This window comes from Colwellia ponticola, assembly GCF_005885605.1.
GTDB lineage: Bacteria > Pseudomonadota > Gammaproteobacteria > Enterobacterales > Alteromonadaceae > Colwellia > Colwellia ponticola.
Map to the genome: position 1 here is coordinate 69,433 of NZ_SZVP01000002.1, position 15,580 is coordinate 85,012.

The window sequence follows — 15,580 nt, forward strand, 5'->3', positions numbered from 1 at the left end:
AAACCTTTTTCTCTACACTTACACTCTTATTTTTCTAGCAAAAGTAAATTATAACAGAGAAAATAGCTAAATCTTTGGTCAGTTAGTTAATGCTCATTGTTTTTAGCTAGCTTCGCTAAATTTTTTTAGTTAAAGTTGTTTAGTTAACATTAGCCAACTAAAAAAAGCATTCCACATAGCAAAATAAATAGGAAACCATGTAGTGAGTAAAACAAGTTATTCTCGAACCTTGCTTTTCGGGCGTTGGTATCGCAGTGACCTTGATGATCACGGTAATGAATGCGTTGAATATGCACAGCTTAATAGTGATGGAAGTTTTGAATTTTCCTTTATAACACTTGATAGTAAAGGCGACGTTATTGATAAAGTGATTGAACTAGGTGATTGGGGGTTGGTGGCAGATATTCATTTTACCTTCACTAAAAATGAGCTTGTTAATGAACAACTCTACGCCGCAGATTTAAATAATGATGATAATTATCAAGCGTATAAAGTGATAACGCTTAATCACAAGTTATTTCATTATCAACATCTACTCACGAATGAAGAATATATCATGAGACGGGTTGTTGATAACCCCGGTCATTGTTAGAATAATGGCAAGAATTTACTGATTCATACCAATAGAGCTAATATTTTTCCTATTAGTCTTACCTTAATTGAAGTTACATAAAGCATTAGAGATAGTTAATGAAGCGATTAAAAGCAGCAAGTCTAATTACCGCAATAAAAACTCCTTACACTGAAAAAGGAGAGGTTTGTTTAACAACGTATGATTTCTTAATAGAGCAACAAATTTCTGCTGGCGTTGACGGCATAATTGTTGGCGGTACTACCGGTGAGGGGCACCTTCTTAGCTGGGAAGAGCATCTAATGCTTATCGCTCATTGTGTAAATAACTTTAGTGACAAGCTCATTATTATTGGTAATACCGGTAGTAATAATACCCGTGAAGCAATAAAAGCCACTGAAAATGGTTTTGCTATTGGTATGGATGCAGCGTTACAAATTAACCCTTACTATGGTCGTACCTCACTTAAAGGCGTTAGCGAGCATTTTAAACGCGTGTTAGATATTGGTCCCGCGTTTATCTACAACGTACCTGGTAGAACTGGGCAAGATATTATTCCTGAAGTGATTGAACCGTTATCACGCCATAAAAACTTTATTGGTGTTAAAGAATGTGCGGGTAACGAGCGTATTGCGTATTATGAAAAACAAGGAATTGCTTGTTGGTCAGGTAATGACGATGAATGTTATGTAGGACGTCACGTACACGGCTCACATGGTGTTATGTCTGTTACGTCTAATATCATTCCTGGCTTAATGCGCCAATTAATGAATAAAGATTGCTCGGCAAGTGAGTTAGCGCAAAGTGCCAAGTTAAATGATAGTTTACAAGATTTAATCGCATGGATATTTTGCGAGCCTAACCCTATTGCTATTAATACCGCATTAATGATGACTAATGCGGTACCTAAAAATCTACGTTTACCGTACCAAGCACTTACTTTAGCGCAACGTGAGCAAGGGTATGAATTGTTAAAAGCGATAGCGACAAAAGATTTAGTAGGCGACAGTTTGTCAGTCTTGGACGATAGTGACTTTTTCTACTGCATTTAATGCTTAGGCTTGAGTCTTAGTTAAGCCATTAGTCTTAGTGAATAATGGCTCTTAGCGCAGTCATTAATGTAAAGCCTCAGTATAACTGGGGCTTTAGTGTTTCTGGTAGCTCAAAAAAATGTTCTTGTTCACTCAATACCTGGATATTTTCAGTGGTAGCCGCGTTTGATAATAACGGGCAAATAAAGCGTAAACTCACCGCGCATAATTGTAAATTGCTTTGCTCAGTATTATCAGCTACCCCATGGAGCCTATCGCCCACCACCGGCATACCAATACTGGCAGCATGTACTCTTATTTGATGTTTCCTCCCCGTGTCTATTTTTACCTTAATTAATGACCGTTGTGTTACGTTATCATAAGCTAAACAAGTAAAAGTGCTGCGTGCTGCTTTACCGTCTACATCGCTGGTAATAATGTCAGGCTGAGACCGGCTGGTATGATCGCCATGAACAATAATTTGATAATGTTTTTCTAATCGATGATGTTCAAACATAGTAGCTAAGGCTCTGGCGGCTTTTTTACTGTGTGCGACAATAATTAAGCCCGTTGCGGCTCTGTCTAATCGATGAACAATAAAAACCGGGCGTTCGTTAGGTAAGTTTTGCTGAGCGAAACGGGCAATGGTGCAATGATCACTCCATTTAGAGCCTTGCGATAGCATGCCGTATGGCTTATACCAGACACTGTAATCAACTAAATCTTTAATGAGTAAAGCTTGGGGAACTTCAGCCGAGAGTACTTGGCCATTGTAGTAAAAGTGTAATTCGTCACCTACGACTAACGGCTTTTTTAATCGGCGTAGCCGCTGAGTTTGTTTTTTATTTTTAGCAGGCGTTAACCATAACGCCCCTTTAGAAATAGCTTGTTTTAGCTCCGTTTTGGATAGAGTAACATCCTGTGCTTGGCTGTATTGCTCTAAAATAGCAATAACACTACTATTTTCTTTTGTAGTAACACGAATATGCCATTCAAGTTTTAAGTGAGCGGTATGTGACCTTTCATCTTGAACAGCTAGGCTAGCTTTATCAACAGACATATTTTAATAAGGTAGGAGGGCTTTGTCGTTATTTTACTAGGTTTATTGACTTAGCAAAGCTAAAATACCAAATTAATGCTAATCACCAATAAAAATTAAATGAGAATAACGATGACCCGTGATTTAACACTTTTCCCTGAAGATGACATCGGCAATACTCTTTGGCAGATGCAAGAAAAGGGTGAAGATTTACTCAGTGAGCGTGAAATTGAATTCTCAATATTATTCTCTGAACAAGCGTTAGCACTTAAGTTTGGTCAGTTATTATTAGAGAACAATCAAAAAATCTCTTTTACGCCATCACAAGCGCGTGCTGATTTACCGTGGGAAATTACCGCTTATCCGCAAATGCCAGTAAGCTATGAAAACATTACTAGCTATCAAGCTCTACTAGAGACAAGCGCAGAGCCATTACAAGGCCAGTTTGATGGCGTCTATTTTGTTGGTTAATAAATTTGTCTTGGTTAGTTACGTTAAAAAATCAGTAGTGATACCCAATTAATTAATAGTCACTCAACGAGAGCTACAATATATGAATATAGATCTTAAGCAATTTGCCAATCTACAAAAAGCCAGTAAAGACTCTTTTTTTGAGCAGAAAAAGTTACTGAAACAAGTGATGTTGGGCAAAACAGTATTGTGTAGTCAATGCCAGCAAGCATTAACGCTTTATACGCCAGAACAGGGTGAACTTACCGGTATTCGCTGCGCCAAAGGTTGCACTGATATAGCGCTAGATTTTGCCTAAGTGATCTTTAAATAACACTATTTATTACTTTAGCTATACAGTGTTTTTACGGTAGTTAACATACTCTAAAGCGTTATAACGCTGAAAAAAGACAATAAAAAACCGACAGTTCGCTTAATCGCTAGCTGTCGGTTTTTATAAATAATACAACGTTATTATTGAGCGTTATCTCGAAGATAATAACGCCAATTCAAAGGGAAAAGCACGGAGTTGACGAATGTCAGTGAGTACTTTTGACGCATTGAGTTGGCGTTGATTAGCAAAAAGATTACCCTAGCTTTTAACCTATGAAAGCACGGGCGTTACGGAACATACGTACCCAAGGTGAATCTTCGCCCCAGCTATCAGGATGCCATGAGTTAGCCACGGTTCTAAAGACACGCTCAGGATGTGGCATCATAATCGTTACTCGACCATTAGTATTTGTTAATGACGTTATACCATCAACAGAGCCATTAGGGTTTGCAGGATAGGTTTCAGTAACATCACCGTAGTTATTGACAAAACGCATAGCGACTGTGCCTGAGTTGTTAGCCGCATCGATAGCTTCATCAGAGCTAAATTCAGTGTGGCCTTCACCATGAGATACCGCAATTGGCATACGTGATCCCGTCATACCTTTAAACAATACTGATGGGCTCTCTTGAATTTCAACTAGTGAGAAACGGGCTTCAAAACGCTCAGATTTGTTTTGTACAAAGTGAGGCCAATGCTCAGCGCCAGGAATGATTTCTTTTAAGTTAGATAACATCTGACAACCGTTACACACACCTAATGAGAAAGTATCTTCACGCTCGAAGAATGCTTTAAACATCGCGCGAGCGTTAGCGTTGAATAGTATTGATTTTGCCCAACCTTCACCTGCTCCTAATACGTCACCGTAAGAGAAACCACCACAAGCGACTAGGCCGTTAAAGTCGGCTAAATCAGTACGGCCTGATAAAATATCAGACATGTGCACGTCAATTGCTATAAAGCCTGCGCGGTCAAATGCTGCGGCCATTTCAACATGCGAGTTAACACCTTGCTCACGTAAAATAGCGATGCGAGGATTTGTACCGGCCTTTGCATCTTTTATAATTAAATCAGCAACAATATCTTCATTAATATCAAAGGTTAGCTCAGTATTTAAACCTGGATCTTCAGTATCAAATTTAACGTCATGCTCTTGTTGAGCACATTCTGGGTTATCACGTAGTGACTGCATTTTATAAGTCGTTTGTGCCCAAGTTGTACGGTAATAAGTACGAGAGTTTTCTAATACCACTTCACCATCACGGCTAAAGCGAATAGTATCTTCGTTGTTTAATGTACCAATAACAGTCGCGTACTGTGCAATACCGTGCTCAGCTAAAATAACATTTACTGCGTCAAGTTCACTGTTAAGTACTTGAATTACGCCACCTAGTTCTTCATTAAATAAGGTCGCTAAATCATCACTAGCACCCGTTGCATCATTGATACTAACGAGCTTACTGATATCAATATCAACACCGGTGTGACCGGCAAAGGCCATTTCAGCAATGGTAGTAAATAAACCACCGTCTGAAATATCATGATAAGCAATGGCTTTTTGTGCGCGTACTAATGTTTGCATGGCGTTGAAAAAGCCTTTTAAGCCTTCAGGGCTATCAACATCTGGGGTCTCATTACCCAATTTTTTGTAAACTTGCGCTAAACATGAACCACCTAAACGTTTTTTACCGTTTGATAAATCAATGGCGATAAGTGATGTTTCACCTTTATCACTACGTAGCTCAGGGGTTACTGTTTTACGGATATCTTCAACAGCACCAAAAGCGGTAATAATTAAAGACATTGGCGAGGTAACTGACATCTCTTCGCCATCTTCTTGTCCGTCTTTTTTCCACGTGGTTTTCATCGACATGGAGTCTTTACCAACTGGGATCGTTAAGCCTAAAGCTGGACATAACTCTTCACCAATGGCTTTTACTGCTTCGTATAAACCGGCATCTTCACCTGGATGACCTGCTGGCGACATCCAGTTAGCTGAAAGTTTTATACGATTCAATCTTTCTCCGTCAGCACCTGCGATATCAGTACCGGCAATGTTAGTTAACGATTCAGCTACCGCTAAACGAGCAGAAGCGCCAAAGTTTAATAAAGCAACCGGCGTACGCTCACCTAATGACATCGCTTCACCATGGTAAGAGTCAAGTGCAGAGGCGGTAACACCACAGTCGGCAACGGGAACTTGCCAAGGACCAACCATTTGATCGCGATTAACCATACCGGTAACACTACGATCGCCAATGGTGATAAGGAAGGTTTTTTCAGCAACTGTTGGTAAGCTTAAAATTCTATCCGCTGCATCGGCTAATGAAACGTTGCTTAAGTCTAATGTGTCACCAATCGCTTTGGTTGATTTTACATCTTTGATAATTTTAGGTGTTTTACCTAAAAGTACATCAAGTGGTAAGTCAATTGGGGTATTCAGTTTTTCATCGTCACTAAAGTGAGAGTCAGTAACGGTTAAGTGTTCTTCTTGTGTAGCACGACCAACCACAGCATAAGGGGCACGTTCGCGTTGACATATTTGTTCAAACGTTGCAAGGTTATGATCGGATACGGCAATAACATAACGCTCTTGCGATTCATTACACCAAATTTCATGAGGTGCCATACTACGCTCATCATTTGGTACGTTACGTAGTTCAAAAACGCCACCACGTCCGCCATCAGAGACTAGTTCAGGAAAAGCATTTGATAAACCACCAGCGCCAACATCATGAATGAAAGCGATAGGATTTTGCTCACCTAACTGCCAACATTTATCGATAACTTCTTGGCAACGACGCTCCATTTCAGGGTTTTCACGCTGCACAGAAGCAAAATCTAAGTTTTCAGCTGATTGACCTGACGCCATTGATGAAGCTGCGCCACCGCCTAAACCAATATTCATGGCTGGGCCGCCTAGAGCAATGAGGTTAGCACCAACGATAATTTCGCGTTTTTGTACGTGTTCATCACGAATATTACCTAAACCACCAGCAAGCATAATTGGCTTGTGGTAACCACGAACCTCTTTACCATTAAACGAATTCACTTGTTCTTCATAGGTACGGAAGTAGCCTAAAATAGCTGGGCGACCAAACTCATTGTTAAATGCTGCGCCACCTAAAGGGCCTTCCATCATAATATCAAAGGCGGTAACAATACGGTTTGGTTTGCCAAAGTCTGTTTCCCAAGGTTGGACAAAGTCAGGAATACGTAAGTTAGACACAGAGAAACCGACTAAACCTGCTTTAGGTTTTGAACCTATACCGGTAGCACCTTCATCACGAATTTCACCGCCTGAGCCAGTTGCAGCACCAGGGTAAGGTGAAATAGCGGTAGGGTGGTTATGGGTTTCAACCTTCATTAGAATTTGAATATCTTCATGATGGTAACCATAAATATTCGTTTCAGGATTTGGGAAGAAACGCCCACCTTTATTACCTACCATTACCGCAGCATTATCTTTATAGGCGCTAAGTACATAATCAGGATTCACTTCGTGAGTATTACGGATCATTTTAAACAAAGATTTTTCTTGCTTAACGCCGTCGATAGTCCAGTCGGCGTTAAATATTTTATGGCGACAATGCTCAGAGTTTGCTTGAGCAAACATATAAAGCTCAATATCGTGAGGATTACGGCCCAATTTAGTAAAGCTTTCAAATAAGTAATTTACTTCATCGTCGGCGAGCGCTAAACCTAAGTCAACGTTAGCGTTAACTAATGCAGCTTTACCACCATGTTCAATATCAATAACGGTTAATTTACCTGGCTCACTGCTAGCAAAAAGAGAACTTGCTTGCTCAAAGTCGTTAAAAATAGTTTCCATCATGCGATCGTGTAATAAGGCATTTAGTTGTATTTCTTGAGCCTTGCTTAATTTTGTATCGCTTGATAATGACACGTAATAAGCAATACCACGCTCTAAACGCACGACTTTGTTTAAGCCACAGTTATGCGCTATATCAGTAGATTTTGATGACCATGGCGAAATAGTGCCTGGGCGAGGTGTTACTAATAAGAACAAACCAGAAGGTTGATGCTCTTCAATGGTTGGGCCATAGGTCAGTAATTGCTGTAAAACATTTTCTTCGTCTGTGCTTAATGCTTGATTAAGCTGAGCGAAATGGGCAAATTCAGCGTAAATATCAATGACTGGCAGTTGTAGCTGCTCACATTGAGCTAATAATTTTTCAACTCTAAAGTCAGAAAGTGCTGGAGCGCCGCGAAGGTTTTTAATCAACATTTTTTCAGGCATCGTCTCAGGCATCGTCATAGGGTAATCACCAAGTTTATGTAGGGTTTTTATTAGCTTTACTAGGTTACATTTTCCTAATAGAACTAACTTAAAATTTCGCGCGTATTATAGGTTAAAACAACGCTTATGTTAATCGAAAAAGTCAAGTAAAAAATTGACACTGGTGTCAACTAAAAAAGGCTTGGATAATAAGGTAATACACGACACAATTAACACTATGATTAAAAATTTATCTTTCTCAATTAATACACTAATTAATACGCCAATGAATGCGATAAGAAACACGTTTACTAGCGCTGAAAAAAAGCCTCTACCTACTCAGCAGGCTATTAAGTTTGTAATTAAGTCTATTCAGTTATTCTCGCTTATTATTGCTATCGGTTTACTAAGTGGTTGTGATAAAAAAAATGAGCCGGCAAGTTTATCTCGTATTTTAGATAGGGGCTATATCAATGTAGGTACTATTTTTGGGCCAACCAATTATTACAGTACCGCGAACGGTTTTGCGGGTTTTGAATATGAATTAGCTAAAAAATATGCTGACTCTATTAATGTTGAATTACGTATTATTCCTAGTTATAGCTTTAATGAATTGTTTATCAAATTAAATACCGGTGAAGTTGATTTGTTGGCGGCGGGTTTATCGGTTACCGACAAGCGCATCCAACGCTTTAGGTTCGCACCTAGTTATCAAACCATTAGTCAAAAATTAGTCTTTAAGCAAGGTAATGTCAGACCAAGAAAGCTTGCGGATTTAACGGGGCGTTTAATGGTTACTTCAGGCTCAAACTACGTAGAAAACCTTGAAAAGTTAAAACAAACCCATAGTGAATTAACGTGGCAGGAAACGACAGAATTTGATAATGAAGAGTTATTAAGAAAAGTATTAAATGATGAAATAGACTACACCATTATTGATAGCAATAATTTAGCGATTAACCGCAGGTATTATCCTGAAATAAGTATTGGTTTTAGTATTGCTACACCTAAACCCCTTGCGTGGATGGTTAGTGAAAATAGCCATGATGATATTTTAGCGAGCTTAGTTGAGTTTTTTGGTACCGTACATCACGACGGTACATTACTGGCGTTAGATGATAAATACTATGGTCATATTGAGCAATTTAACTATGTTGAAACCCGTACCTTTATTAAAGCAGTAGCAAACACGTTACCTAAATATCAACCACTGTTTGAAAAGCATGCTCAAGATATAGATTGGCGTTTGTTAGCTGCTATTAGCTATCAAGAATCGCACTGGAACCCAAAAGCACGCTCTTATACGGGGGTGCGAGGCATGATGATGCTCACGTTATCAACCGCAAAATACATGGGGATAAAGAGTCGCTTAGATACAGAGCAAAGTATTCGTGGCGGGGCAAAATACTTTAAACGAATGATGACCATTATGCCAGACAGAATAAAGCACCCAGACCGAGTTTGGTTTGCTTTAGCGGCCTATAATATTGGTTTTGGACATTTAAATGATGCGAGAATAATTACGCAGCGCCAAGGTGGTGACCCTGATCGTTGGGTTGAAGTTAAAACCAGGCTACCGTTATTACAGCAGAAAAAATATTATAAAAATACTAAATTTGGTTATGCCCGCGGCGAAGAGCCTGTGCGTTATGTTGATAATATTCGACGCTATTATGACACCTTAAAGTGGCTAGATAATAAAGCACAAGAAGAGGCTTTAGCGCTAGCAGAGCAAGAAGCTGAAGCCTTACTTATCAATGAAAAGCAGGCAAATGAAGCGTTGATAAACCAAGCGCTAAACGATAATGCACTAACCGATGATTTACTAAGCAACGAGGCAATGATAAATGAGTCACTCGTTGAAGATGCAGTAGAAGCAGTGTTACAAGAAGAGGTAGGAGAATCGCAAAAATAGACATAAGTGCACGTTGAGCGTTTAACTAATTTTTTAATGTCATCAAACTGTCATCCAAGCCATTTATAGTGAGTTGCAATAGAGTTATTCATTAAGTAATACCAATTATAAATTAACTTTGGAGCAATACCAAGATGAGAAAAACATTAAAAACTAATCAACGTAGAAAACAACTTACCCGTCAGCATCATAAAGTAACTGCGCGCAGGCAGTCTCACTTCAATCAACTGTTCAATGAAGTGGTTCAATCACAAGCTAGCAGTCAGCCAAGCTAGTGGGTAACCGGCGAGTAAGAGCAATAATCATTAACTACACTTAACCACATTTAACTAACCCTACCGTCAAATTATCCCGACTATTTTGGGCTATCGCTTGCTCAAGCATCTCTTTGCAGACCTCTTTTTCACTAGAAAATTCCGCTAAGTAATCACTAATTTGTGCTTCCGTTAAATAATCATGCAAGCCATCGGTTGATAGCATAATAGTATCGCCACTGTTGATTACAATCGTTTTAGTATCAACGGTTATCGCTTCTTTAACACCTATGGCCTGCGACAGTAAATTTTTAGTATTCGCTTGTTTAGCTGTTTCTGCGCTAATAGCACCGCTAGTTACCAACGCTTGAATCATGGTGTGATCAACACTTTGTTGCACTAATCTATTATCTTGTAAAGTGTAGGCGCGAGAGTCTCCAACCCAGCCTAAGTGGCAGTTGTTCTCTACTATTACCATCAATACCGCAGTAGTGCCCATGCCTTGTTGTGCAACAGTCGTTTTTGCTTGCAACAAAATGGCGTTGTTAGCAGCATTAAGTTGATTTTTTATCCATGTTTGCCAATTAGGAATAGTCGTTTGAGATAAGAGACTGAACTGCGTTTGAAAATGCTTAATTAACATGGCGCTAGCCACTTCACCGGCATTATGCCCGCCCATACCGTCAGCGATAATCATCCACGTAATACCAAGACTTTCATTGCTACCATAACTAATAGCATCTTCATTGTTACGTCGAATAACCCCCTGATGAGACAGGGATTTAATGTAATGGTTCATAGAGATTAATGGTTGCTTCCTTTACTTGTTATGTTAGCGGTTCAGTGTAACTGACTAGCTTGTGCTAATGTTAAAATCTTTTTTAAGTGCGCTAGTTAACGCTAATTTAAATTCAGCCATTGATTGATAACGCTTTTCAATATCTTTGTGCATGGCTTTATTGCAAATGCGCACGGCACTGATTGGCAGCTTAGTATTATGTTGATTAACAGCAGTGGCTTTTGTTTGGGTGATTTGATAGGCAACCGTAGCAATAGATTCACCTTCAAAAGGTAAATGACCACAAAGTAATTGATAAAAAGTCACCCCTAAACTAAAAATATCACTGCGCCCATCAACCTGTAAACCCAATATTTGCTCTGGCGACATATAGTAAGGACTGCCCATAATAATACCCGTGCGGGTTTTACTGTGGTCACTGACGTAGGCTATGCCAAAATCAGTTACCGTTACTTTGAGTAAGTCATCATCATAAATAATGTTAGCGGGTTTGATATCTCTGTGGACTACGTTTTGACGATGAGCGTAATCTAGCGCATCGGTTATCTGAGTTAATAGTTGATAAACTAAGGGGATAGGAAGAGTTTGCCCTGGTTGAGTAAATAACGATAAAGGCGCACCAGTGAGTAAATCCATAGCAATATAGCCTAAATGATTATCTTCTCCGACATCGTAAATAGTAACTATATTAGCGTGACTTAAACCACCGGCGGTTTGTGCTTCTCTAAAAAAGCGTTGCTTAGCTTGTTCAAACTCTGGTGAATCTACTTCATCACTCAATTGTAATGTCTTTATCGCAACATGGCGGTTTATTTTAGGATCAACCCCTTGATACACAATGCCCATTGCCCCTTTACCTAAAATAGCTTCAACTTGGTAACGTCCAAAACTTTTAATACCGCTGTTATTAAGGCTTATAGTTTGAGTATGGTTACCTTTATTACCGATACTTTCAACGCTAGTACCTTCAGAAATAGGGGGCTCACTGCTTGTTTCTGATTCACTCAAGCTTGTACTTTGTACCTGTTTATATTCTACAGCGGTCTGTGTTGCTAACGCGTTATTAATCGGTTTTTTAGCTACTGACGATGACTTATTAAATGACAGTAATTTTCGATAATTTACCGCTTTCTTTAGCTTTTTAATTAAAATACTTCCCTCTTCATCTTTGCTTGTATTTTTAGTCGTCGTTGTTATTTGAGACTTATGCTGATAGTTAAGCGCTGCTTGAAAGAGTTTGTATTCACGTTGATAAGCAAAAGCAAATAGCCAAGTGCCCAACATAACCATGATGATCGGCATAATTTCAAGCCATTGCTGCAGGGTAAATAAAACATATTGCGCGACAATAAGTAATGCTATGTAGCTAAAAATTATGATTGATTGCTGTTTTAATGGATGTTTACTCATGAACCCGATTAAAACAATAGCGAGTAATAATAATAACCAAGTACACAAAACCGTTAGTAAGCTCTGATAACGATAATCGTTTTGCAGTAATTTATTTACTAAGGGAGGGAGTATTTTATGTAACGATTGATGGTTATCAGTAATAATAATAACTTTGTATTTCGTTATTTTATTCGTGTGTGATGTTAATGAGTATTGCTTCATAAACTCATTCGCAGTAATTAGTCTGGCATCATTGGTAGTTGATTGTTTTTGTAATTGTTTTTCATTAGCTAGTTGCTTAGCTGTTGGGAGCTCTGCTGATACAAAAACTTCACCAAAAAAACCTAACGGTAATTGATTAGCGGTTAAGTTTGTTTGATTGATAAGCGTTAACTGCCAATCTTGCTTAATGTGCAAAGCTTTACTTTGACTTAGCTGCCTTAATAGCTCGCCAGGTAAACTCAGGTATAGCTTGCCTTGTTGCTGCCATACTAAGGGAAAGCTTTGTCGTTCATTTTGCAATAAAGGCGAAAAAATAAAGTGCTTGGAAATTAACAGTTCAGCATTAGGCTGTGATGAAAAACGAAACCAATTAAGTAGAGGAGAAAAAATCATTGTTGCTTGCGGTTTTAACGGTGATGCAGAGCTAACATGCTTTGAGTCGATGATGATTTTATTGTTACGAGGGTAACGCGATAAATAAGCCTTGAGCTTTTTGATAAATGCTGAAGACGGTTGACCTAAAAGCACGACTTGGCTATTTTTGTGATATGACAACAGCGCTGTTACGTCGGTTATATCTGGCTCGTTAAAGTCTGATTGTACCGTTAAAACCTCACTGGCGACTAAGTTCATGTTATTGTCTAGCGTGGCAGCAGGTTGTTTAAGCCAATCACTAGTTAACTGGTTTACAACGTTTAATCCGCCAATTGACACATACCAAAAGCTAAACCCCCAGAATAATAAGAGCAGGTAAAACCAACCCGTATGATAAATGGGTAGAATAGGTTTGTTCATGTGTCGTAAAAGCCTTTTGTTATTGTTATTGTTATTGTTATTGTTATTGTTATTTTTAGTCGCATTTACCGGTAACAGTCGCTGCTTTAGCTGCTTTTTTTGCTTGTTTTTTTTCTTTTCTGCGACGTTTGAAAAAAGCGGAAAGTAGCTCACTGCACTGGGCTTGCATAACCCCTGAGTGTACCTCTACTTGGTGATTCAACTGTGCAGTATTCATTAGATTAAAAGCACTACCGGCTGAACCTGTTTTAAAATCGTGACAGGCATAAACTAAGCGCTTTATACGACTATGCACTAATAGTCCTGCGCACATAGGGCAGGGCTCAAGTGTTACATACAAGGTACAATCAAGTAAGCGGTAGTTATTTAATAACTTACCTGCTTGCCTAATGGCATTCATCTCAGCATGGCTTGACGGGTCGTGTAGCATAATGGACTGGTTAAAGCCCTCAGCAATGATTTTTCCTTGGTGCACAACTACAGCGCCAACAGGAATTTCATCATGTTGCTCCGCTTGTTGCGCTAAGGCAAAAGCTCTTTGCATAAAAACCAAATCAAGCTGCTTCTGTTCTTCAGCGCTTTGTGTTACTAATAGCGTTAAGGGGGAGTTTATTAAACTTGGATCGTTCACAAGAACATCTCCAGCAAATCATTTAAGTAGCGCTGGCCTGTTTGAGTGACTTGCCAATGTTGCTCATGGTTTATCATTTGAGCAACCATTAATCCTTTTTGTTGTGCTTGTTCGAGTAAAGGTAATACGACATTGATACTTACCCCGGTACTTGTTTGAAATTGACTAACACTAAAGGCGCTGTGTAGCCTAAGTTGGTTCATCATAAATTCAAAGGGACGATCTGCATCGCTGACCTCAGTTAATTGATCTAAAAAATCACGATGGTTATCTAAGTAACCTTTTGGGTGTTTTACTTTTACAGTGCGCATAATTTTTTGTGTGCGACTATCGGTTATTTTACCGTGAGCTCCACAGCCAATGCCAAGGTAATCGCCATATTGCCAATAATTTATATTATGTTGGCATTGATAACCGGGCTTAGCGTAAGCAGAAATTTCATATTGTTGATAACCTGCGGCATTAAGTAACTTTACTCCTTGCTCTTGAATTTCCCATAAAACGTCGTCAACCGGTAATTTAGGCGGTTTTGAATAAAAAATGGTATTGGGTTCAATGGTTAATTGATACCAAGAAATATGGTTAGGGTTTAAACTGATTGCTGTTTTGAGATCATCTAGCGCATTATCTATTGATTGATTAGGTAAGCCGTGCATTAAATCTAAGTTAAAACTGGTTACGCCGCTGTCAGTGGCTAATTTTGCCGCTATTTTGGCTTGGTCACTATCATGGATACGACCAAGTTTAATCAGTTTATCTGAAGAAAAACTTTGGACACCAATAGATAGCCTGTTAACACCTGCATTGAAAAAGCCAATAAATTTGTCAGCTTCAACAGTACCGGGGTTTGCCTCTAAGGTTATTTCTATGTCTGTTTTATGCTCAAAGCGGCTAAGTACCTGCTTAAGTAAACTTTTAATTGATGCTGCAGCGAATAAACTAGGCGTACCACCACCAATAAATATTGAATGTAACGGACGCTTAGCTAAATCAAAGCGGGCAATATCGCTATCTAAGTCAGCTATTAAAGCGGTTATATAATCTTGCTCAGGAATAGCACTTTTTACTTCGTGAGAATTAAAATCACAATAAGGGCATTTTTCTACGCACCAGGGAATATGTATATAAAGTGATAGCGGCTGATTTTTTAATGGTTCTACCATAAGATAAAGGCTCGAATTCACGGTTAATCTTTTATTAAAGCAAGCTTTTTAACTAACTTAGCCAAGGCTTGACCACGATGACTACGCTGATTTTTTACCTCACGGGATAGCTCTGCGGAGGTCATTTGTAAATCGCTTTGCCAAAAGATAGGATCATAGCCAAAGCCTTGTTCACCTTGCTTATTTCTAGTAATTGAACCTTGCCATACGCCATGACAAATAAGAGGTGTTGGGTCATTTTCATGTTTCATATACACTAAAACAGAATGAAAACGTGCTGTGCGTAATTCATCAGGAGTATTCATTAATGCAGCTAATAGCTTGTTGATATTATCATCATCGCTCACCGGTCCTTCAGTGATGTCTGCTGCATATCTAGCTGAGTAAACGCCTGGCGAACCATTAAGTGCATCGACTTCTAAGCCAGAGTCATCAGCAATAGCGGGTAAGCCGGTTATTTTAGCAGCATGACGGGCTTTAATGATCGCGTTTTCGACGAAGGTAGTCCCTGTTTCTGCAACATCTGCAACATCAAATTCACTCTGCGGTATTATTTCAATGGAGTGCTCAGCCAATAAATGGGCTAACTCTTTTACTTTACCTTGATTTCCTGTGGCTAATACAATTTTTGACATGTCAGATACCTGTGTGTGCTTTAATAAGCGGCTATTCTATCTTAAGTAGTGATCATTCGCTAAAGTTAACCGCAAAAAAAAGAGCTTTAAAAAGCTCTTTTTTTGTTTT

Annotated in this window: 13 protein-coding genes; 6 read left to right on the forward strand and 7 right to left on the reverse strand. The window is 39.0% G+C overall.

Annotation, left to right across the window (positions count from 1 at the left end; translation table 11 throughout):
• The first annotated feature begins 202 nt into the window (after positions 1–202).
• Complete coding sequence (locus FCS21_RS03370; protein ID WP_118056192.1) at positions 203–592, forward strand: hypothetical protein; 390 nt, start codon at positions 203–205, stop codon at positions 590–592.
• Between the two features lie 98 nt (positions 593–690).
• Positions 691–1,623: a 4-hydroxy-tetrahydrodipicolinate synthase gene (gene dapA, locus FCS21_RS03375; protein WP_138620594.1), complete on the forward strand. Its 933-nt coding sequence runs from the start codon at positions 691–693 to the stop codon at positions 1,621–1,623.
• A gap of 76 nt (positions 1,624–1,699) precedes the next feature.
• On the opposite strand, the gene FCS21_RS03380 is transcribed toward dapA, so the two are convergent.
• Positions 1,700–2,662 carry a pseudouridine synthase family protein gene (locus FCS21_RS03380; RefSeq protein ID WP_138620595.1) on the reverse strand — a complete coding sequence of 321 codons (963 nt, stop codon included), beginning with the start codon at positions 2,660–2,662 and terminating at the stop codon, positions 1,700–1,702.
• A 111-nt stretch (positions 2,663–2,773) separates the two neighbouring features.
• Between FCS21_RS03380 and FCS21_RS03385 the strand changes: the two genes are divergently transcribed.
• Both FCS21_RS03385 and FCS21_RS03390 read left to right on the forward strand, forming a co-directional pair.
• Complete coding sequence (locus FCS21_RS03385) at positions 2,774–3,112, forward strand: ribonuclease E inhibitor RraB (RefSeq protein ID WP_138620596.1); 339 nt, start codon at positions 2,774–2,776, stop codon at positions 3,110–3,112.
• Positions 3,113–3,194: 82 nt separating this feature from the next.
• The gene (locus tag FCS21_RS03390) at positions 3,195–3,410 is read left to right on the forward strand and encodes a hypothetical protein (protein ID WP_138620597.1); all 216 of its coding nucleotides are present in this window, start codon (positions 3,195–3,197) and stop codon (positions 3,408–3,410) included.
• Between the two features lie 280 nt (positions 3,411–3,690).
• Here the strand turns inward: FCS21_RS03390 and purL are convergent, their stop codons facing one another.
• Positions 3,691–7,674, reverse strand: a complete 3,984-nt coding sequence (gene purL, locus FCS21_RS03395) for a phosphoribosylformylglycinamidine synthase (RefSeq protein ID WP_138620927.1) — start codon at positions 7,672–7,674, stop codon at positions 3,691–3,693.
• A 229-nt stretch (positions 7,675–7,903) separates the two neighbouring features.
• On the opposite strand from purL, the gene mltF reads away from it, so the two are divergent.
• Together mltF and FCS21_RS16750 are read left to right on the forward strand one after the other, a co-directional pair.
• Entirely contained in the window at positions 7,904–9,580 is a 1,677-nt protein-coding gene (gene mltF, locus FCS21_RS03400; RefSeq protein WP_138620598.1) for a membrane-bound lytic murein transglycosylase MltF, read from the forward strand.
• A gap of 134 nt (positions 9,581–9,714) precedes the next feature.
• A complete protein-coding gene (locus tag FCS21_RS16750) occupies positions 9,715–9,855 on the forward strand; it encodes a hypothetical protein (RefSeq protein ID WP_171035621.1) in 141 nt (46 codons plus the stop codon).
• 40 nt (positions 9,856–9,895) lie between these two features.
• On the opposite strand, the gene FCS21_RS03405 is transcribed toward FCS21_RS16750, so the two are convergent.
• The 5 genes from FCS21_RS03405 to rdgB form a co-directional block, all read right to left on the reverse strand.
• Positions 9,896–10,633, reverse strand: a complete 738-nt coding sequence (locus FCS21_RS03405) for a PP2C family protein-serine/threonine phosphatase (protein ID WP_138620599.1) — start codon at positions 10,631–10,633, stop codon at positions 9,896–9,898.
• Between the two features lie 54 nt (positions 10,634–10,687).
• On the reverse strand, positions 10,688–13,042 hold the full coding sequence (locus tag FCS21_RS03410) for a serine/threonine-protein kinase (RefSeq protein WP_138620600.1): 2,355 nt from the start codon (positions 13,040–13,042) through the stop codon (positions 10,688–10,690).
• Between the two features lie 55 nt (positions 13,043–13,097).
• Positions 13,098–13,586, reverse strand: a complete 489-nt coding sequence (tadA, locus tag FCS21_RS03415; RefSeq protein WP_222927944.1) for a tRNA adenosine(34) deaminase TadA — start codon at positions 13,584–13,586, stop codon at positions 13,098–13,100.
• An 83-nt stretch (positions 13,587–13,669) separates the two neighbouring features.
• Positions 13,670–14,836, reverse strand: coding sequence for a radical SAM family heme chaperone HemW (gene hemW, locus FCS21_RS03420; protein ID WP_138620929.1), 1,167 nt, complete (start codon positions 14,834–14,836; stop codon positions 13,670–13,672).
• Between the two features lie 23 nt (positions 14,837–14,859).
• Positions 14,860–15,471 (reverse strand): RdgB/HAM1 family non-canonical purine NTP pyrophosphatase, encoded by a 612-nt coding sequence (rdgB, locus tag FCS21_RS03425; RefSeq protein WP_138620602.1) that lies wholly within the window; start codon positions 15,469–15,471, stop codon positions 14,860–14,862.
• Between the last annotated feature and the right edge of the window lie 109 nt (positions 15,472–15,580).